The 21145-nt window shown below is 45.3% G+C and carries 17 protein-coding genes; 10 read left to right on the forward strand and 7 right to left on the reverse strand.

The genetic code is table 11. The features are described 5' to 3' along the window. Positions 1-107: 107 nt before the first annotated feature. The 3 genes from KYK27_RS18160 (at position 108) to carB (ending at position 3973) form a co-directional block, all read left to right on the forward strand. Positions 108-584, forward strand: a complete 477-nt coding sequence (locus tag KYK27_RS18160; protein ID WP_199111736.1) for a hypothetical protein — start codon at positions 108-110, stop codon at positions 582-584. Next, positions 574-774 (forward strand): helix-turn-helix transcriptional regulator, encoded by a 201-nt coding sequence (locus tag KYK27_RS18165; protein ID WP_199111737.1) that lies wholly within the window; start codon positions 574-576, stop codon positions 772-774. The genes KYK27_RS18160 and KYK27_RS18165 overlap by 11 nt, the downstream gene beginning before the upstream one ends. Positions 775-1159: 385 nt before the next feature. After that, positions 1160-3973, forward strand: a complete 2814-nt coding sequence (carB, locus tag KYK27_RS18170) for a carbamoyl-phosphate synthase large subunit (RefSeq protein WP_199111738.1) — start codon at positions 1160-1162, stop codon at positions 3971-3973. Between the two features lie 632 nt (positions 3974-4605). Here the strand turns inward: carB and KYK27_RS18175 are convergent. Beyond that, positions 4606-6543 (reverse strand): LTA synthase family protein, encoded by a 1938-nt coding sequence (locus KYK27_RS18175; RefSeq protein ID WP_199111739.1) that lies wholly within the window; start codon positions 6541-6543, stop codon positions 4606-4608. Positions 6544-6806: 263 nt separating this feature from the next. On the opposite strand from KYK27_RS18175, the gene KYK27_RS18180 reads away from it, so the two are divergent. From KYK27_RS18180 to KYK27_RS18200, 5 genes are all read left to right on the forward strand, one after another. Next, positions 6807-7082: a DUF4834 family protein gene (locus tag KYK27_RS18180; protein ID WP_199111740.1), complete on the forward strand. Its 276-nt coding sequence runs from the start codon at positions 6807-6809 to the stop codon at positions 7080-7082. Positions 7083-7163: 81 nt separating this feature from the next. Continuing rightward, a complete protein-coding gene (locus KYK27_RS18185) occupies positions 7164-8087 on the forward strand; it encodes a hypothetical protein (protein WP_199111741.1) in 924 nt (307 codons plus the stop codon). 435 nt (positions 8088-8522) lie between these two features. Beyond that, a complete protein-coding gene (locus KYK27_RS18190; protein ID WP_199111742.1) occupies positions 8523-10955 on the forward strand; it encodes a YfhO family protein in 2433 nt (810 codons plus the stop codon). A gap of 159 nt (positions 10956-11114) precedes the next feature. Continuing rightward, entirely contained in the window at positions 11115-12014 is a 900-nt protein-coding gene (locus tag KYK27_RS18195; protein WP_199111743.1) for a 1-aminocyclopropane-1-carboxylate deaminase/D-cysteine desulfhydrase, read from the forward strand. Between the two features lie 80 nt (positions 12015-12094). Further along, positions 12095-12727 carry a DUF4230 domain-containing protein gene (locus KYK27_RS18200; RefSeq protein WP_199111744.1) on the forward strand — a complete coding sequence of 211 codons (633 nt, stop codon included), beginning with the start codon at positions 12095-12097 and terminating at the stop codon, positions 12725-12727. Between the two features lie 32 nt (positions 12728-12759). Here the strand turns inward: KYK27_RS18200 and KYK27_RS18205 are convergent, their stop codons facing one another. The 6 genes from KYK27_RS18205 to KYK27_RS18230 all read right to left on the reverse strand — a co-directional run bounded on the left by KYK27_RS18205 (position 12760) and on the right by KYK27_RS18230 (position 17287). Further along, positions 12760-13440 (reverse strand): energy transducer TonB, encoded by a 681-nt coding sequence (locus tag KYK27_RS18205; protein WP_199111745.1) that lies wholly within the window; start codon positions 13438-13440, stop codon positions 12760-12762. A 14-nt stretch (positions 13441-13454) separates the two neighbouring features. After that, complete coding sequence (locus KYK27_RS18610) at positions 13455-13697, reverse strand: PLDc N-terminal domain-containing protein (RefSeq protein WP_199111746.1); 243 nt, start codon at positions 13695-13697, stop codon at positions 13455-13457. Between the two features lie 30 nt (positions 13698-13727). Continuing rightward, on the reverse strand, positions 13728-13991 hold the full coding sequence (locus KYK27_RS18615; protein ID WP_219337376.1) for a PLD nuclease N-terminal domain-containing protein: 264 nt from the start codon (positions 13989-13991) through the stop codon (positions 13728-13730). 134 nt (positions 13992-14125) lie between these two features. Then, positions 14126-16147 carry a copper-translocating P-type ATPase gene (locus KYK27_RS18220; RefSeq protein ID WP_199111748.1) on the reverse strand — a complete coding sequence of 674 codons (2022 nt, stop codon included), beginning with the start codon at positions 16145-16147 and terminating at the stop codon, positions 14126-14128. A gap of 113 nt (positions 16148-16260) precedes the next feature. Beyond that, positions 16261-16653, reverse strand: coding sequence for a hypothetical protein (locus KYK27_RS18225; protein WP_199111749.1), 393 nt, complete (start codon positions 16651-16653; stop codon positions 16261-16263). 154 nt (positions 16654-16807) lie between these two features. Beyond that, positions 16808-17287: a regulatory protein RecX gene (locus KYK27_RS18230; protein WP_199111750.1), complete on the reverse strand. Its 480-nt coding sequence runs from the start codon at positions 17285-17287 to the stop codon at positions 16808-16810. 238 nt (positions 17288-17525) lie between these two features. On the opposite strand from KYK27_RS18230, the gene KYK27_RS18235 reads away from it, so the two are divergent. Both KYK27_RS18235 and KYK27_RS18240 read left to right on the forward strand, forming a co-directional pair. Continuing rightward, positions 17526-18395, forward strand: a complete 870-nt coding sequence (locus KYK27_RS18235; RefSeq protein ID WP_199111751.1) for a DMT family transporter — start codon at positions 17526-17528, stop codon at positions 18393-18395. A 98-nt stretch (positions 18396-18493) separates the two neighbouring features. Beyond that, positions 18494-21088: a DUF5686 and carboxypeptidase regulatory-like domain-containing protein gene (locus tag KYK27_RS18240; RefSeq protein WP_199111752.1), complete on the forward strand. Its 2595-nt coding sequence runs from the start codon at positions 18494-18496 to the stop codon at positions 21086-21088. Positions 21089-21145 lie beyond the last annotated feature (57 nt).

Genomic DNA, 21145 nt, shown 5'->3' on the forward strand with positions numbered 1-21145 from the left:
TTTTAGCTGCTACTCTGGCAACAAAATGAATGGAAATAAGTATTTACTTTATGTAAATTATATTTTACATTTGGTAAACTAATTTATACATACTAAACGGATTTATTATGATAAATGAAACTACATTCCAGGTACAGCTATTACCTTATGCCTACAAGAAGTATGGCTTCTGGATCCTGATCTTAGGCTTGCCTATAGTTGCAGCTATAGTTTATCTGTTTAAAAGTACAGGCATGATCACCGATTCCAGGTCTTTCTTTGATGAGTGGAATGACACCCTGGTATATTATCCGATCATAATCGGGATGGCGCTGCTCGTTTTTTCAAAAGAGAAACAGGAAGACGAGATGGTACAGAACCTGCGCTACAAAGCCTTTGTGAGCGGCGTGTTTTTTCTGGTAATAGCGCTGCTGCTTTTGCCGGTGTTTAGCAGTATGGTTGCGTTGCTCGAAGGTAATAGGATTGAAATGCCAGATGTTGGCGGCATGCTCGGTGCGCTGTTCATGCTTCTGTTCTATACCTACCTTTCATTTAAATACAACCTGCACCGCACACGCAGGGCCCTGGAAACAGATGAAGAATAACATAAAGGTAGAGCGGGCCAAAAAAGACCTGACCCAGGAACAACTAGCCGAAACGCTTGGTGTTACCCGCCAAACTATAAATGCCATCGAAAAAAATAAATATCTGCCCTCTACACTGCTTGCCCTTAAAATGTCGGCTTTGTTTGGCGTAACCGTTAACGAGCTTTTTATACTGGAAGAAGGAGATTAGTAGGTTTAAACTATAGTTCTTGAGTTGTCATTCCCGCTGTTGCTCTTTCGGACTTCCAGGTCCGAAAGCACTCTGCCGGGGATTTCCTAATCCCCGTACCCAGCTGCCCATTTACACGGACTCTGAAGTCCGCAGCAGGCAACGTTTCGGACACAGATGTCCAAAACAGCAATCTTTTCTTTAACCTAAGGTTATGCACGGAACCCCAACTATAGCAGGAATTTCTGTCGCATATAGCCATAATGGGAAGCAAACTATAGCCAGCCAACGCACCAACTATAGCCCGGTAATCCGAAATTAAATTAGCCTTTAATTGGTTTCTCTTTGTCTGCCCCAACATTTTGCCTTAACTTTGGGCAATTTATACCTGCCACACTTTCTTACTATGCCAAAAGACACCAGTATTAAATCAGTTCTCATTATCGGTTCCGGTCCCATTGTTATCGGACAAGCTTGCGAATTCGATTATTCAGGCTCCCAGGCCGCCCGTTCTTTAAGAGAAGAGGGAATAGAAGTAACGCTCATCAACTCCAACCCTGCTACTATCATGACAGACCCGGTTACTGCCGATAATGTCTATCTGAAGCCACTGGAGAAGAAATACATCATCGAGATACTGGAGAAGCATAAAATTGATGCCGTGTTGCCAACTATGGGCGGACAAACTGCTCTGAACCTGGCCATCGATTGTGAAAAGGCTGGTATCTGGAAAAAATATGGTGTCCGCATTATTGGTGTAGATATCAAAGCTATTGAGACCACAGAAGACCGCGAGCAGTTCCGACTGAAAATGCTGGAGCTTGGCGTTAACGTTTGTAAAGGCGAAACAGCCACATCGTTCCTGGAAGGAAAGGAAATTGCTCAGGAAATTGGTTTCCCGCTTGTAATTCGTCCTTCGTTTACACTGGGCGGCTTTGGCGGCGGCTTTGTTAATACGCCCGAAGAATTTGACGTTGCTTTAACACGCGGCCTGCACGCTTCTCCAACCCACGAGGTACTGGTGGAGCAAAGCATCCTTGGCTGGAAAGAGTACGAACTGGAATTGCTGCGCGATAACATTGGCAACATCATCATCATCTGCTCTATCGAGAACTTCGACCCGATGGGTATCCATACCGGCGACTCGATAACCGTAGCACCGGCCATGACGCTGCCAGACACTGTGTACCAGAAAATGCGCGACCTGGCTATCAAAATGATGAACGGCATCGGGCAATTTGCAGGTGGCTGTAACGTACAGTTCTCTGTTAACCCGGATGATGATACTATCATTGCTATTGAGATCAACCCGCGTGTGTCTCGTTCATCTGCTCTGGCCTCTAAAGCAACCGGTTACCCGATCGCTAAAATTGCAGCTAAACTGGCAATTGGTTATAACCTGGATGAGCTGAAAAACGCCATCACCAAAACTACATCCGCTTACTTCGAGCCTGCTCTGGACTACGTTATCGTTAAGATACCGCGCTGGAACTTCGATAAATTCCCGGGTGCCGACCGTAAACTCGGCCTGCAGATGAAATCGGTGGGTGAAGTGATGGGTATTGGCCGTACGTTCCAGGAAGCGCTGCAGAAGGCTTGCCAAAGCCTGGAGATAAAGCGTAACGGACTTGGTGCCGATGGTAAAGAAAAAACAGACTATAACTACCTGATCGATAGCCTTACCAATGCCAGCTGGAACCGCCTGTTCAGTATAAAAGATGCTATGCGCATTGGTATACCAACGAGTACGATTCAGAAGATTACCAAGATAGACCCATGGTTCCTGGCCCAGATTGAGGAGCTGGACATGATGGAGAAGGAAATCGAGAAGTATACCCTAGCCAATATCCCGGCTGATCTGCTGCGCGAAGCCAAAGTAAAAGGCTACGCAGACCGCCAGATTGCACACCTGCTGCGCTGCCGCGAAAGTGAGGTGCATGCTTTAAGAACTGAAATGGGCATTAAGCGGGTATTTAAAATGGTAGATACCTGTGCTGCTGAGTTCGAGGCAAAAACACCATACTTCTACAGCACTTTTGAAGGCGAGAACGAAAGCATCGTTACAGAAAAGAAAAAAGTAGTGGTACTGGGCTCTGGTCCGAACCGAATCGGGCAGGGCATTGAGTTCGACTATAGTTGCGTGCACGGGGTGCTGGCTGCCAAAGAGCTGGGCTACGAAACTATCATGATCAACTGCAACCCTGAAACAGTAAGTACAGACTTCGATATTTCGGATAAACTATACTTTGAGCCTGTTTTCTGGGAGCATATTTACGATATCATCCTGCACGAAAAACCGGAAGGTGTTATTGTGCAGTTGGGCGGACAAACTGCTCTGAAACTGGCTGAGAAACTGGATCGTTATGGCATAAAAGTGCTGGGTACAAGCTACAAAGCCCTTGACCTTGCCGAAGACCGCGGTTCGTTTTCTTCTATGCTGCGCGACCTAAACATTCCATATCCTCCGTTTGCTGTGATCGAGACGGCAGAAGAGGCGCTGGAAATGTGCAAGCAACTTAAGTTCCCGCTGCTGGTGCGCCCAAGCTACGTACTAGGTGGCCAGAACATGAAGATCGTAATAAACGAGAAAGAACTCGAAGCCCACGTGATTGACCTGCTGAAGGATCACCCGGGTAACAAAGTACTCTTAGACCACTTCCTGGATAGAGCCATTGAAGCGGAAGCTGATGCTATTTGTGACGGCGAAGACGTGTATATCTGCGGTATCATGGAGCACATCGAGCCGGCCGGTATTCACTCCGGAGACTCATACGCTGTGCTGCCTCCTTTCGACCTGAGCGAGAACGTGATGCGCCAGATAGAAGACCACACGAAAAAGATCGCTGTTGCCTTGAATACGGTTGGTGTAATCAACATTCAGTTTGCTATTAAAGATGAGGTAGTGTACATCATCGAGGCAAACCCACGTGCATCACGAACCTTCCCGTTCATTGCCAAGGCTTACCGTGAGCCGTACATTAACTACGCTACCAAAATTATGTTGGGCCACGCCAAGGTGAAGGACTTTACCTTTAACCCATATAAGAAGGGCTACGCCATCAAAGTTCCGGTATTCTCTTACAACAAATTCCCGGAAGTAAACAAGGAGCTCGGCCCTGAGATGAAATCTACCGGCGAAGCCATTTATTTTATAGATGACCTGCAGGACGATTACTTTACCAATGTATATTCTGAAAGGAACATGTATATGAGTAAGTAAGCTCGAAGGATAAAATTGATAAAAGCCCTTTGCTATAGTTTAGCAAAGGGCTTTTTGTTTGTCTGAATCAAGGTTGCCAAGATCGAATGATTTGCTGTACTGTTAAGACCTAGCAGTGTGCGCAGCTCCTGCTAGCGTCTGGGCTATAGTACTACTTTTGTCATTTCGAGTGTAGCGAGAAATCTATTTCAACTTATAGTTGACGTCTTTTGTAATCCGAGCCAAGCCTTCCTTTTAAACTTTCTTTCATCCTGGGAGCTCTACTTGCCTACAGTTTTATAGTTAGCTTTGGTGCCCTCATGGCCGGGAGGCCCCGTCTTCGGGCATCGCGCGGTGTACATTTCCTTTTCTCGTACCTCGAAATGCCTGGCGGCACCAGAAATCTACAAGGCGCTCAACCCAAAGACTGAGATCTTTCGCATAGCCATAGTTTGTCTATAGTTTGAATCGGTAAGCTTCGAAATTTATCGTGGTAGTATTTTCGAAGGGACAGGTAAACCTGTCCTTTCGTGGATTGTAACTATAGAACTGTAGCTTAGAAATTAGCTATGGCAGAAAATCCCCTCTAGGGAGGGGTAGGGGTGGGTTAAAACGATAACTATAAAACGATAATAACTACCAGCCCTAAATACTTACTTCAGCAACCTGTTCTCGATCATGCGGTTATTGTACTGCTGTATAAACGCTTTCACGCGATTCTCTAACTGTATACGCTGTTTCGGGAGGCTGTCTTTCAGATCCTGCTTCAGCATAATGTCCTGCTGGTAATTGTAGAGCGCTATCGTTTTGGTACCATCAAACTGGAGCAACAGCTTGCCTTCAAACCATTGGTACACACCGGCGTTATAGTTCACGGCAAAGTCCTGCACTGAGTTATCCAGCATGTTTTTACCGAACGAGAAGTACGGTTTATTATAGTTGAGATAACTAAGCACAGTGGGCATAATGTCGAGTTGCTGAACTATGCGGGGCTCTGTGCCTTTAAACGTAGTATCGCCGGGAGCATAGAAAAGGATAGGGATGGAGAAAGCACCCCAGTCGGTATTATATTCCGGGTAGTGACGTGGCGCACCGGCGTGGTCGGCCGTGATTACGAAAAGCGTGTTTTTGTACCACGGCATTTTGCTGGCTTTTTCAAAGAATTTCTGCAGCGCCATGTCGGTATAGTTAATGCCCTGGAATAACGGTAACGGGCCTTTCTTAAGTTTGCCTTCGTAGCGCTCCGGTACTTTGTAAGGGTGGTGCGACGACAGCGTGAAAACAGTTCCCAGAAACGGCTCCTTAAAAGTATTCAGCTTATCTGCCGTGAATTGCAGGAACTCCTCGTCCCAGATGCCCCACATGCCATCAAAATCAGCATCGTTGTTGTATTCATCCTTGCCATAATATTCCTTCATGCCGATCAGGTTCATGAATGCTTTAAAGCCCATAGAGCCATTAGGCGCTCCATGAAAAAAAGCAGTGTGGTAACCTTCGGCGTTTAAAGTGCGCGGCAAACTTGGCAGGTCGTTACTGGCGTATGGCGTAAGTACAAAAGGTTCCTGTATGCTTGGTATGCTGGTAAGGATAGAAGGCAGCGCATCAATAGATTTTCTGCCACTCGCGAACGAATGCCAGTATACTTTGCTATCAGGCATGAGTTGGTCCAGGAACGGGGTATAACTCTGGTAGCCGTCTTTGCCTATTCTGTTTGGGTTATAGCCGCCCATCACCTCTTTCCCAAAGCTCTCCAGAACTATAATGACCACATTTTTTTTCCGGAAAGCGGCAGTATCGGCAGGTGTATGAATAGGAGAGTAGATTGAATCCAGTTGCTGCTCATCGAAATAACTGACCTTGCTATAGTTTGTTTTGCCTATAGTTCGCAGCATCGAGAAAGGCGTATTGAGCACCAGGTACATTTCGTTGGGGCGCTTCACATATTCCCCGGCGTTGCTGAGCGTAATAGGACGGGTGCTGTGTGCAAAACCGCCGCGCATGCCCCCAATCGACAGAAAAACCACCAGGCCCATAACCGCTGTATGCGCCGGGTAATACACCCACGACGACACCCTTGGCGGCGACTGCATCTTTATTTTATCGTACAGCCACACCATAAACGCGATTACCAGGATCCAAAGCAGCGGAATGTACCAGAAATCAACAATAAAACTACCGGCCAGTGCGCCGCCGTTCTCGTTGGCAAACTCCTGCAACACGCTCCAGGTGGTGCGGCGCAGTGTAAAGCGGTAATAAACAATATCGATCAGGTTAGCAGAAAGGGCAATGCTGTTAGTAACTATAAAAATATACTTCAGCAGCTTGCGGTAGCCTGTGTTATACCGGAACCTGAAGGGCAGGAGCATGAGCGCCATAAACAGCAGGTTGGTATACAGCACCGTAGACAGGTCGAAGCGTAGGCCGGCCAGCAGCAGGTAAGCGAAGTCAGCTATAGTTGTCGCCTCAAATATATCCCTGTTAAAAACAAAGAACAGGATGCGGGTAATGGTGTAAAGCAACATGGCCAGGCTCAGGTACAAACCCAGCGCTACGTGCACATTTTGCCACGTAAATTTTTTATCTGCAAGCATTGTTATTCCGAACTATAAATATGCGCACATCTTAAGCTATAGTTTGCTAAAAAGTGCGGTGCAAAATTAGGTTATTTTAGGACGAATTTTGGTGTTTAAAGGATAAATGCTCTCACAAACCATAGACCTTCGTCTGTTAGGAGCAAATGTTTTACCTTTGTAAAAGTGGCTGGCAAACTGTCAGCAATAAACTTTTGGTAAGGTAGTTGTGTAGTATAAGTAACTATAAACTCCGATCATACTGGCTAATAACTTAAAAATAAATGCTCAAGTTCATAATTATCTCTATTCTCGTTATCATGTTTCTCCGGTTGGTGGCACCGGTTCTATTCCGCTTTTTACTGGGGATGTTCCTGAAAAAAAGCATGCGTAACGGTACGTTTTTTACCAACATGTATCAGCAGCAACGCCCGCAACCGAACGGTAATGCCAGCAATGGCAGAGCAAAAGGCGATGTTAAGATAGATTACATTCCTAACCAGGGCGATCGTAAAGATTTTCAGGGTGGTGAGTATGTGGATTACGAAGAAGTAAAATAAACCGGTTTTGTTTTCGCAGGCACGATACTTGTGAACTGCTATTTCTATAAATCTATAGTTTGTACCTTACAAAAGCAGTTTATGCGGAAGCAATTTTACCTCTATTTTTTTGCTGTACTAATGGCTGCCTCCGTGGTAAGCTGCACAGCGCCACGTTCTGTTATCCATTCGGGTAAAGTAACGCCCAAAGGCCAGTTTAAAGCCGGTTTTAACATGGGCGGCAACATTGCCAGCGAGCCGCTTGCCCAGCTCGACGATATAACCGAAGCCGCTGTAGATGCCATTGCCAACAAAGAGGAAGTGGAATACAGCGAGCAGATCGATGTACTCTCGAAAGGCCTCGTAGCGTATGCCCTGGATCCGGTTGGTACCACTTTCGATTTTTACCTGCGCTATGGTGTGGCCGAGCGTGTGGATGTAGGCTACAAATATGCAACAGGGGTGCACGTTTTTGATGCGATGTACCAGTTTATGGGCCCGACCGGCACGCCTGAGAACCCAGGCGTAGGTGATTGGTATGGCAGCGTAGGGTTGCAGTATTCAGGCCAGAGTTCCGGCATTTTTGATAAACTATACTTAGACAAACTGATCCCAGTGCTGGAGTTTTCGGCCACACGTCGTGATATAGTTATTCCCTTGGTGTTCAGTAAGTCTTTTGGCCCGGAAGAAGAGATCGGTAACATCTCGTTTGGTCCGGTTTACAACCACACCTTCATAAAATATGGCTTTGACCCGAGCCGGATTGTAAAAGATGCCGCCGGCGAAAAAGTGCCGGTAGATGGTGTTTTTGCGAAAAAGAACTTTCCATCGTTTGGCTTGTTCGTGAATGGCAAGATCGGGTTTAAGTTTCTGTATGTGCTGCCATCGTTAACGATGTACTACCAGGACTATGGCACGTACGATTTCCTGGAAGGCAAGCAGTTTGATTTCTCAGGTGTAACCATTATTCCATCCATAGGCTTGCAGGCAAACTTTGGCGGCGGCCGAGGTGCCAGAACAAGGTAAACTATGAACTAAGGAAGACTCTTCCCTGGCGCCGGAATCTATCCGGTGACGAAGGGTGAGTGCGAGTCTCCAGACTCGCTGTGATAAAGGGACTATAACTAGAAGGAAGTGGCAGAAACAAGTGAAATTGTTTCTGCCACTTTTGTTTTTACACTTCCACTAGCCTTCTGTGCCCTCGCTCGCGTCCCACGAGTGTGCGCTACCAGCGGACTCCGGCCACAGGAATATATATCCGAAGACATCACTTGAACTATAGTTGGACAACTTGGTGAGACGCCACGAAATAGCGCACACTCGTGGGACGCGAGCGAAGGCAACTCACGTTCAACTCAACTATAGTTTGCCATGAAAAACGCCTACGCTGCCGCTCCATAATGCAGAAATAAAATAAAAGTCATATCTTTCATCCTCTATATTGACGCATCTAAAACAGATATGACAGCTTCTATTAACTTTAAACGCGACATACTACCTCACCTGATCGCGGTTCTTGTTTTCTTGTTACTTACAGTAGTGTATTTTGCCCCGGTCGTGTTCGAAGACAAAGGCATGGCGCAGCACGATATTCTGCAGTTCCGGGGCGGTGCCCAGGAAATTATGCAGCACCGCGAAAAGACCGGCGAAGAGGCCCTCTGGACCAATTCTATGTTCGGGGGTATGCCGTCTTACCTGATCAACACGCGTTATCCCGGCGATCTGTCAGGTGCTATCCATACAGTGCTTTCGTTGAACCTGCCGGCAATGGCGGGTAATATCTTTATAACACTGCTTTGTGGCTACATTTTGCTGGTAACACTGGGAATGCGCTCGTGGCTGGCTATAGTTGGCGCCATTGCTTTTGCGTTTACCTCTTACAACATCATCATTCTGGAAGCAGGTCACAACACTAAATCGCTGACGATAGCTTACATACCAATGGTGCTGGCCGGTTTGTTCTATGCCTTGCGTAAAAACCTATGGTTAGGAGCCGCCCTGTTTGCACTTGGCCTCACGCTAAACCTGCACTTCAACCACCTGCAGATGACCTACTACATGCTGCTGCTGGTGATTGTTTGGGGAATAGTTGAGGTAATTTACGCAGTTAAGAACGGAGCTATAGTTGAGCTCCTGAAGCGTGGCTCTGTACTGTTACTGGCAGCAATTCTGGCAGTTGGCGTAAACTTTGGCCGACTGGCAACAACCGCAGAATACAGCAAATACAGCATCCGTGGTAAGTCTGAATTAACGGCGCCAAACAGTGGCGACAAAACCAGCAGCGGCCTGGACAGAGAATATGCCTTTAACTGGAGCTACGGCGTCGGCGAAACCATAACACTGCTTATTCCGGACTTTTACGGTGGCGCAAGTAGCACTCCTCTAGATAAAGATTCTGAAACATATAAAGCTTTTGTAGGAATGGGCGCGCCGCCGGTGCAAGCCGAACAGATCGTGAGTCAGGGCATGCCAACGTACTGGGGCCCACAACCTATGACGAGCGGACCAGTTTATGCAGGGGCTATCGTTTGTTTCCTGTTTGTGTTAGGCCTGTTTATAGTGGATCGTCGCTGGACGAGCTGGCTGGTAGCCGGAACTATCCTTTCGCTTATGCTGGCCTGGGGATACCATTTCTCATCTTTCAATTACTTTATGTTCGATCACTTCCCGGGCTATAATAAGTTCAGGGCGGTTTCGTCGGCATTGGTAATTGCGCAGATTACCATTCCGTTGCTGGCGATGCTGGCGCTTTGGAGAGTTATCCGCGACCGCGACGTGATAAAGGAACTGGACAGAAAACTACTGATGGCTGGTGGCATTACGGCTGGTATCTGTTTGCTGGTTTGGTTGTTTGGTGGCATGGCAAGTTTTGCTTCGGCAGTAGATGCACAATTGCTGCAGGCGCAATATCCGGTAGATGCTATCCGTGCCGACCGCGAAGGTATGATGAAAGCTGATGCTTTCCGTTCGTTTGCCTTTATAGTTTTGGCCTTGGCTATTCTATATTTCTATGTTAAAAACAAGCTTTCTGCAACTATAGCTATTGCAGGTGTAGGTGTTTTAGTGCTGGTTGATCTCTGGACAGTTGACAAACGCTACCTGAACAACGATGATTTTAAAGAGCAGGTGATCGCTAACTACTTCCAGCCAACACAGGCCGACCAAATCATTCTGCAGGATAAAGATGATTACCGTGTATTTGATGCGACCAATCCGTTCAACAGTGCGCGAGCTTCTTATTTTCATAAATCGGTGGGTGGTTACCATGGTGCCAAGTTGCGCCGTTACCAGGATGTGATAGACCGCCACATCTCACAAAATAACCTGGAAGTGCTGCGTATGCTGAATACGCGCTATGCCATTACCGGGGACCCGAAACAGCCTGTGCAGCGTGTGCCGGGTGCGTTAGGGAATGCCTGGTTTGTGGAGAACATCGATAAAGTGAATACTCCGGATGCCGAACTGGATGCCCTGACAGGTTTTGATGCTGAGACTACAGCTATAGTTGACGTTACCAAGTTCCCGGTGCAGCAAGATAAGTTCGATGCCGGAAATGCAACTATAAAACTGACCACTTACGAGCCGGATTACCTGAAATATGAATACCAGGCAGCGCAGCCAGGCTTTGTAGTGTTCTCGGAGATCTATTACCCGGCAGGCTGGCAGGCTTATTTAGATGGAAAGCCAGTGGATCATATCCGTGCAAACTATATACTGCGCGCTATGCAGGTACCAGCCGGTAAGCACACGATAGAATTCCGTTTTGAGCCGAAGACCTATACTATAGGTAATACGGTGTCGCTTATTTCTTCTATCATTTTACTATTGGTAATTGCCGGAGCCATTGCTTACGGTTTCAAGAAGAAGCAAAGAGAAGAAGCGATAACGGCATAAACAATACTGTGTTGTCATGTCGAGCGTAGTCGAGACATCTTATGTGCCCACCTGCTGTATAAGATTCCTCGGCTGCGCTCGGAATGACGATTAAGAATATAATATTTAACCATAAAAGCCCCGACTATAAAAAGCCGGGGCTTTTGCGTAACTAACACCATGCAGGCACCATTGCAACAATTACAGCATCCGCTTCTACAAAAACACGAGCTTACCCTTTGGGTAAAGCGCGAAGATCTGCTGCATCCGCACATATCAGGCAATAAGTGGCGAAAACTAAAGTATAACCTGCAGGAAGCAAAAGCACAGGGCAAGAAAACTATAGTTACGTTTGGTGGGGCTTATTCCAACCACATTGCAGCAACGGCCGCAGCCGGCGCGGAGTTTGGTTTTAAAACCATCGGCGTTATTCGTGGGGAAGAACATTTACCTTTAAACCCAACCTTACAATTCGCTACGGAGCAGGGTATGGAGCTGCATTACATCAGCCGCGAACTATACCGCACCAAAGCTGAACCTGCATTTTTAGCTGAACTCGAAGAGAAATTTAATGACCCTTACCTGGTGCCTGAAGGTGGAACTAACCTACTGGCCGTAAAAGGCTGCACCGAAATTGTGGATGACATATCGATTGATTTTGATGTGATCTGTTGTGCAAGCGGAACAGGCGGAACTATAGCAGGACTTATCGCTGGTTTAAAAGGTCAGAAGCAGGTGTTAGGCTTTCCCGCACTTAAAGGTGGCGATTTCCTGAAAGAAGAGATCGAGCAGCTGGTTTACAACTATAGCGGACAGCACTACAGCAACTGGCAGCTTATCACAGATTATCATTTTGGGGGCTATGCCAAAGTAAAACCGGAACTGCTGGAATTCATTCATCAGTTTCAGGAGCAGCACAACATTCCGCTGGAGCCGATTTACACAGGTAAACTATTTTTCGGCCTCTTCGATCTTATCTCGAAAGGTTATTTTACAAGAGGTACGCGCATAATTGCCGTGCACACAGGCGGCTTGCAGGGCAATGCAGGTTTCAAAGAGCGACTAGGCATTGACGTATAGTTATAACAGGAACAGTTTTTGTAACCATAACTATAGTTGCAGGGTTCTTATCCTGAAATCATACTTAACCAAACAACCACATGCCCTTACTTCGAGTTTTAATACGCCTGCTTCCATGGATACTGGTGATCACGGTTGGTATCTTTATCTGGCGCAGCTTTAAGGATTTTTTTGGTACGGATGAGAAAGAAACACCTGCTATATCAGTAAACTATAACACGATCCTTACATCGGTAGAAGAGTTGGGTAAAATGGAACTGGTGCGTTATAACTTCAAGGATGTGGTAGAATACAAAAAGGAAGTATCGCGTTATATCCCTGACTCTAAAGTGGTGTTGATTGTAGCCGGCGAAGCGGTGGGGTGTGTAGATTTTACAAAAATACAGGCTGGCGATATTGTGTTTGAAGGCGACTCTATAGTTCAGATTGCGCTGCCGGAGCCAGAACTATGCTACTATAAAGTAGACCACAGCCAGTCCAAAGTTTTCAGCAAAGAGAATACCTATTTCCAGGATGCCGAACTGGTAGAAGAAAGCTTTAAATATGCTGAGAACAACGTAAAACGCGCTGCACTAAACTCTGGGATCCTTCGTCAGACAACAGAAAATGCAGAAAAGATACTGAAACCAATGCTGGAAGAAATTACCGGCAAACGTGTGGTGCTCGTGCCACAACGCCGCATCCAGAATCCGGAACTTCCCCGCAAACTGTAGTCAGGCAACTAAATAGGTGATTGTTAGCAGGGCTATTCTTCTCTTCTTGTTTCAGCATTAAATTTTACTGGTAGGGTATACCGCACAGGTACTTTCTTTCCATCCAGAATGCTTGGGTAAAATTCTAAAAGTTTCACCACTCTTAAGGCTTCTTCGTCTGCTTTCTTAGAAAGACCTTTCAAAATTTTGGGCTGAGTTACGCTACCGGTTGTATCAATAATGAAAGAAATGGCTACTAACCCATTGATGTTCTCATTAGATGGTTGTCGTAAATTCTTTCGGATGAAGTCTAACATGCCTTGGTCGCCACCATGTTTATACACAGGATGAGTTTCCTGTATCATACCAAACACTATGGGTTGGGATTGTACATTATTCTGGTTTCTATTGGCAGTGCTAACGGATTGTGCCTTAAGTTCTTTTGAAAAAGTAGTAAAGCCGAGTGTTATTAATACGCTTGCCGCAATCCGTTTAAAGCTAAACCACTGATTACCCTTAGCCCTGAACAGCTGGGACTGGCTGAAGCGACCACAAACATTTCCTTCCTTTTCTATTGTCTCGTGTAACTCAGCTATACCTTTAGCTGTGAAATCGAACACCGTTTTGTTACAGGATGCACAGTGCTTGCCGCTGACGCATGGCTGCATTCCGTTCCAATCCTTGTTACAAGTAAAAGACAGGGTTATGTTTTCTATGGGCGCTTTCTTAAGCATAAGAGGTTTACGCGTTAATTTACCGGTTTAACTTTCTGATTCCTGCCTATTAACAGGTACAGCAGTGCCCCTAGAAGTGGAATAAAAATGATCACAACGGCCCAGATCAGTTTGGTTATGTTATCGGAAAAATTGCTTCTCAATAAATCAATCAAAGCCCACAACCATAGAACCAATGGTGCGGCTATGAAAAGCAACAGAAATATAATTTCAACAGGGCCAATTCCGCCAATGAAGAGTAGAGTTGTTTCTGGCATAAGTTTGTCGTTATAGTTTGTTAAACGTTGTTACTGAAAAGTGTTACTGTGCTGGTTTATAGTATTAACTTTTTGTTTCCGGCCGATAAATAAGTAAAGTATAGCTCCCAAAACAGGTATAAAAACAATTACTACTAACCAGATAAGTTTGGTAATGCTGTCTGCAAAATTGCTCCGTAGTAGATCAATGAGCGCCCCAAGCCATAAACCAAAGGGAATAGCTAAGAAAAGGATCATATAAAGTAAGCTTTCTAAGCTGAATCCGGTAAGATAAAGTAAAGTTGTTTCAGGCATGGGAGTAGTGTTTTAGGTTATTTTAATAAATAAAGTATGTTGAGTATTTAACCAGCGTAGTAACACCTTATTCACGTTCTTGGCAATACTTTAGCCGCTGTTGGTATTTCTTTTCTTCTGGGTAAAGTAAATAGCTAAGCCAAGCTTTTTTTTAAGAGTTGTGCATTTATAGCTACTACAATGGTGCTTAAACTCATTAGTACCGCCCCAACTGCCGGACTAAGCATAAACCCCCAGTTATATAACACACCTGCTGCCAAAGGAATAGCAAGTATGTTATATCCCGCTGCCCACCACAGGTTTTGAATCATTTTATTGTAGGTGGCTTTCCCGAATAAAATCAGGTTGGCAATATCTTTTGGGTCAGAGTTTACAAGTATAATGTCTGCTGTTTCTGCGGCTACATCTGTGCCTGAACCAACGGCAATGCCTACATCGGCTTGTGCCAATGCCGGAGCATCATTTACGCCATCGCCTGTCATGGCAACGTATTCGCCTCTTTCCTGGAGTTCTTTTACTTTCTCTAATTTATCGTGCGGTAACACATTAGCCAGGTAGCCGTCCATTTTTAATTCATTGCTTACTTTTTCTGCTACCCTTTCATTATCGCCTGTAAGAAGTAAGTTCTTAATTCCTGCTTCTTTAAGTATCCGGATAGCCTCAAAAGAGCTTTCTCTTATCTGGTCCGAAAAAGTGAAATACCCTGCAACTTCGTTAGCTATTAAAATATAAACGACTGTGCCTGTAAATGCATCATCTGTTTCCGGGAAATCTATAGTTTGTTCTTTAAGGTAATTAGGGCCTACTACTTTTATTTCTTTTCCATCTACAATCCCTTCCAGCCCTTTGCCGGGTAAGTAATTAAAGCTTTCTGATCTGGGGACCTCTATATGCAGCTCTTTTACTTTCCGTAACAGGCCTGTGGCGATATAATGCTCTGAGTGTTGCTCGATTCCTGATGCCAGACGCAATAACTCTTTTTCATTAAAGTTTTGATTTAATACCTTAACGTCCTGCAATTCGTGAGAACCCTTTGTAAGTGTGCCTGTCTTGTCGAAAATGATGGTAGATATGAGTCTTGCATTTTCGAATGCTGTTCTGTTGCGGATAAGTAACCCTTTTTGAGCAGAGATAGAAGTTGAGATTGCCACGACCAACGGAACTGCCAGGCCTAAAGCATGCGGACAGGAAATAACCATAACTGTCACCATTCTCTCCAGGGCAAACACAAACGGAAAGCCCAAAAGCAGCCAGACAACCAAGGTAAGCACACCGCCACCTAAAGCAACAAAAGTCAGCATTTTTGCGGCACGGTCAGCAAAATTCTGCGTTCTGGATTTTACTTTCTGAGCATCTTCTACCAGTCTCACCACTTTATTCAGATAGCTGTCTTTTCCCGTGCTGGTTACTTTAATAGTTAGGGAGCCATTGCCATTAACTGCACCGCCAATGACTTTGTCGTTCTTCTCTTTTTTGACGGGTTTGCTTTCTCCTGTGAGCATACTCTCATCCACGTAACTATCGCCCTCTGTGACAATGCCGTCCACAGGCACCTTTTCGCCCGGCTTTACCATTACCATATCTCCAATTCTCAATTCACTCACCAGCATATCGTGTATGTGTCCGTTTTTGATATGATGAGCTGTGGAGGGCATCATTTTTACAAGTAATTCCAGCGAACGGGAAGCTCCCATTACCGACTTCATCTCGAAGTAATGCCCGATTAGCATAATGTCTATCAGGGTGGCCATTTCCCAATAAAAGTCCATCCCCTGCAAGCCAAAAGTAATTGCCAAACTATAGGCCCAGGCAACTGTAATTGCTACACCGATGAGTGTCATCATTCCAATTGCGTTGTCCTTTACTTCATCATACAAACCTTTTAAAAAAGGATAGCCGCCATAGAAAAAGATGAAAGTTGAAAGAATAGCCAGGACATATTTATCTCCTGCAAAAGTCAGCTCAAACCCCAGCCATTGCTGGATCATATGCGATAGTGCAAGCACCGGAACCGAGACTATAGAACATATTATAAACCGCTTCCAGAAATCGGCAACATTGTGTCCTGCATGTTTATCATGTCCGCTCTCACTATGATCGGAATGCTGCCCATGCTCATGGTGTGCATGTCCTGAATGTGAAGTATGCTGTTCCACCTTTTTGTGAATGGTTTACTTCGTGTGTGGTATGCTAGTAAGGTTGAGAAAGTCTAGTACAAAAGACGCCGAAAGCCGTCGGTTGAGGTGACTTTATATCTTGCTAGCACCTGTTATTTTTCTAGTTCTCTACCAAACCCCATTTTAAGGTAGGTCTTTTCTATGTCATTTACTGGACGCTTCTTGTACTCAGAGTAAATGGCGTAAACCTCGTCTAGAGACTTTACACCAGAATCATAGTTTACTTTACCCCATTTATAAATTGCCAATCCTATTTTCGTATCGTAAATCCCAGGTTTTATCTGTATCCCGTCGTATTCGTGCCCCTTAATTGGTGTGAAGAAGTCGAATTTACCTCCTTCTTCCGTTTCCTTAAGAATAAATGCCCTTATATCAGATTGGGAAAGAGAAGCATTTGATATTTCACTACTTTGGCTGGATACTTTCTGAGAACAGCTTGTTAAGATTTGTAAGAATATGAATGAAGCAATTAAAGCTCTTGACATAATTTGTTGTCTTATTAATAAATGCTTACTACCAGTTTAACAAAAATATACGCTTATCTGCACTATAACTATAGTTCAGTAAACTCAGCCGATGGCTCATATATAAGCTATAGCTAATATATTAAATTATCCTTAAATAAACTCAGCTAATTGTTTAAGATTCAAGACTTTTCAGCGCGTCTTGCACCAAGTCACTTTCATAACCTTTGCTCATGAGGTAAAAGCTCAGTTTTTGACGGCGGGTGAAGGGGTTTTTCTCTTTTTCGGTGGTGTTCTTTTTTTCGAGCAGGTGCAGCAGGTTTTGTTCGTATAGTTCAGGGTCTATCTCTTTCATGCCTTGCTTAATGCAGTAATCCGAAATGCCCTTCGACTTTAAGCCTTGCATAATCTTGCGTCGGCCCCAGCGCTTCAGGCCATATTTACCGCGCACATAGCTTTGGGCATAGCGCTCCTCATCAATCAGTTTTTCCTGGCTCAGGCGCATAATCAGTTCTTCTACATCGTCGGGCTCTAAACCATAACTATAGAGCTTTGTGCGCACTTCCTGTTGGGTGCGGTCCTGGTAGGCGCAGTAGGCAGCGGCTTTTATCAGCGCTTCTTTTGGGGTATAGGTTTTCTGTTTCTTCTTCTCCAAACTATAAGTCCTTTACTTAACTATAAACATACGACAAAGTTAAAGAGTTTGGGAGTTAGTGAGTTTGGGAGTTATAGAAGTTAGAAAGTTAGAAAGTTGATTTTAGTTAAAGAGTTAAAAAGTTTAGAAGTTAGAAATCCTGCAAATCCTTTAATCCTGTAAATCCTGATTCAGACAACAATCAACAACTAACAATCAACAATCAATTACCTTTGCAGCGGTAAACTATAACGAGCCTATGTTTTCGAAGGGAGTGCAGTACATGTTGCTATCGACGCTGTTTTTTGCGCTGATGAATGTGTGCATAAAGTTGGTTCCGCATATTCCGGCTATAGAGATTATCTTTTTCAGGTCGGTTATCTCTGTGGTAATGAGCTATCTGGTGTTGCGAAGGCAGCAGGTGAACATCTGGGGCACTAACAAAGGCTTACTTATAACAAGGGGTATAACTGGTGCTATCGCGCTCGTTCTATACTTTACCACCCTGCAGAATATTCCGCTGGCTACGGCGGTAACTATACAATACCTCTCACCGATCTTCACGACCATACTGGGCATTTTCATAGTTAAAGAAAAGGTAAAACCATGGCAATGGATCTTCTTCCTGGTATCGTTTATCGGTATCCTGGTTATTGAAGGGGTAGATGTGCGCATTTCGCCGTTTTACTTAACTATAGGCGTAGCTGGCGCGGCCATTTCGGGTATTTCCTACAACATTATCCGCAAGCTGAATACCCGTGAGCACCCGCTGGTCATTGTGTTTTATTTCCCGATGGTGGCGCTGCCTTTTTCGGGTATTTATAGTTTGTTTGATTGGGTACAGCCGATGGGCTGGGACTGGGCTATTTTGTTACTGGTTGGCGTTTTCACGCAGCTGGCGCAGTATTACATGACCATGTCGTACCAGACCGAAGAACTCTCTAAAGTGGCTCACCTGAACTATATCGGTATTTTTTACGCCCTGCTATTAGGGTTTATCATGTTCGATGAGACCTTCACTATCGGCTCGTATGTGGGGATGGCACTGGTGCTGGTAGGCGTAATTCTGAATATCCGGTATAAAAGCAAACTTGCCAAAACTGCCGAGTTAGAGGCAGTTTCAAAATAATATAAGTATAAAAGTCAGATAAAATGTGAAATAAGCGTATAATATGTAACGTTAGCTATATTTACACCATATAAGGCCAAAAGCTAATCTAACCTTACATGCGCTTCACCTGGTTTTTGTTCCTGCTTTTATTCGCTCCTCTGTTCTGCTTTGGCGGTACCTTGCGCGGTCGCCTTACCGATGAGAACGGACAAGGCCTGCCTTTTGCCAGCATCTACATTAAAGAAACCTCCAGCGGCACCGCTACCAACGAGAGCGGTTATTACCAACTGCAGCTCGATTCAGGCACTTACACATTAGAGTTTAAGTACGTAGGCTACAAAGCCAAAACGCAGGTGGTAAAGATAAACGGCCATCCTGTGGAGTTGAATGTGCAGCTTCTGCCCGAAGTGCTTAACCTGAAAGAAGTAGTAGTGCACGCCTCCGACGAAGATCCGGCTTACCCGATCATGCGCAATGCCATCCGGTTGCGGAAATACCACCTCAACGAAGCCCTGGCCTGGAGCGCCCGCGTGTACATGAAAAGCGTTGCCCGCATGGATAAAGTGCCAAGTAAAGTGTTGGGTGTAAGGGTAGTAGATGTGGATACGGGTATTGTTTACCTTTCCGAGTCGGTATCGCAGTTGCATTTCAAGCGCCCCAATAAAGTAAATGAGAAAGTGATTTCGTCGCGGGTGAGCGGCCAGAAAAAAGGCTTCAGTTTTAACCAGGCTTCGGAAATGAACATCAGCTTTTATGAGAACCTGCTGAAGATAGAAGGACTGAACGAACGCGGTTTTGTGTCGCCGCTGGCCAACAATGCGCTGTTTTTTTACCGTTTCCAGTACATGGGCGCTTTTGAGGAAAATGGCCTGACTATAAACAAGATTAAAGTAACTCCACGCCGCCGCAACGACCCTGTTTTTGAAGGCAGCATTTATATCGTGGATGGCACCTGGCGCATCCATAGCACCGACCTGAAGCTAACCAAAAGAGCAGGAATTGAGTTTGTGGATTTTATTCGGGTGCGGCAGGTGTACGAGCCGGTGCTGGAACACGTCTGGATGCCGGTATCGCAGAAATTTACCTTTGAGGCAGCAGGCTTAGGTTTTAAAGGCCGGGGCTACATTACGGGCGTTTACTCCAACTATAAAGTGCAGGCAGCTTACAAAAAACCACCGGTGCTGGAAGAAGTAGAGCCCGAGCCCGAAGAAACTATAGTTGCCAACGCGCAAACTCCAAAGTCAACGCCCAAGCCACGTTTTAAAATTATAGAGCCCGAAAAAGCAGATCCGCAGGAAAAACCTATCCATAACGATAAGCTATTCACGAAAGAGATACTGGTTGTTGACAAAGATGCAAACAAACGCGACTCGCTTTACTGGGACAAGATCAGACCAACACCCCTTACCAAAGAAGAGTCCAAAGACTATGTAAAAAAAGATAGCCTGGAGATCATCAAAGAATCTAAAGTGTACCAGGATTCACTGGACCGCATCCGGAACAAACCGACATTTGGCAACCTGTTTTTGAGTGGCTATACCTACAACAACAGCTTTGAGGGTAATTACCTGCGCTTCGACCCGATCATCAGCCCAACCAATAGCAGCATTCTGCAATATAATACAGTAGAGGGTGTAGTAGCCGATGTAAAAGTTAGTTATGGCCGACGCTTCGATGACCGCCGCCGCTACATTATAGAGCCAACCGTGCGCTATGGTTTCTCAAACGAAAAATTCAATGCCAAACTTCGGGCCGCTTATGTTTACAACACCACTACCAACAGCACAATACAGCTGGAAGGCGGTCGATACGTTGATCAGATCAATATAAACAGCCCGATCTCGTCGTTTGTGAACTCCGTTTATACACTGGCGGCTGGCAAAAACTATATGAAACTATACCAGCGCGACTTTGTACGGCTGGCACACCGCGGCGAACTGGCAAACGGCCTGCAGCTTACGGCTAACCTGGAATACGCGCACCGCATGCCAATGCAGAACACTACCTTCTATAGCTTTAAAGATCCTAACCCGGAAGGCATAAGTACTTTTACCTCTAATGTGCCTGTAAATGCAGAGTTAGCAGATGCAAGCTTCACGCCACATGAGGTACTGATGGCATCTTTCAGCTTAAGTATTAAACCGGGGCAGCGTTACATTACCCGTCCTAATCAAAAAATAAACCTGGGCTCAAAATACCCAACTATAAGCCTGGCATACCGAACCGGCCTGAAAGCATTTGGCGGCGACATAAAATACAGCACAGCAGCATTGGGCGTAAGCGATGAAGTGAGTTTCGGGTTACTGGGTAGCAGCAGCTATAGTGCAGCTGCAGGTGTTTTCTGGAACAAAGAGAGCATGACCCTAATGGATTACCGCCACTTTAAAGGCAACAGAACCATTTTTGCAGGTGCCTACGACGGTTTTCAGTTACTCGACTACTACCGGTACAGTACCAACAACAATTACCTCGAAGCACATTACGAGCATCACTTCAATGGCTTCCTATTCAATAAAATCCCGCTCTTCCGTAAGTTGAAACTGCAGGAAGTTATGAGCTTGAACTACCTGAACACGCAGCAATCAAGAAATTACCTGGAGCTTGGTGTGGGGGTAGAGCATATCTTTAAAGTACTTCGTGTTGATTTCGTAACATCGTTCCAGGAAGGGGAGAAAGCACGGACTGGCATAACGATAGGGCTCGGCTTCTAAGGTTCAGTTTATAACTTATTGATTGCACAGCCGTTAAAAATGGCAGGAATTATAACT

This window comes from Pontibacter populi (genome assembly GCF_019336435.1).
Lineage (GTDB): Bacteria > Bacteroidota > Bacteroidia > Cytophagales > Hymenobacteraceae > Pontibacter > Pontibacter humidus.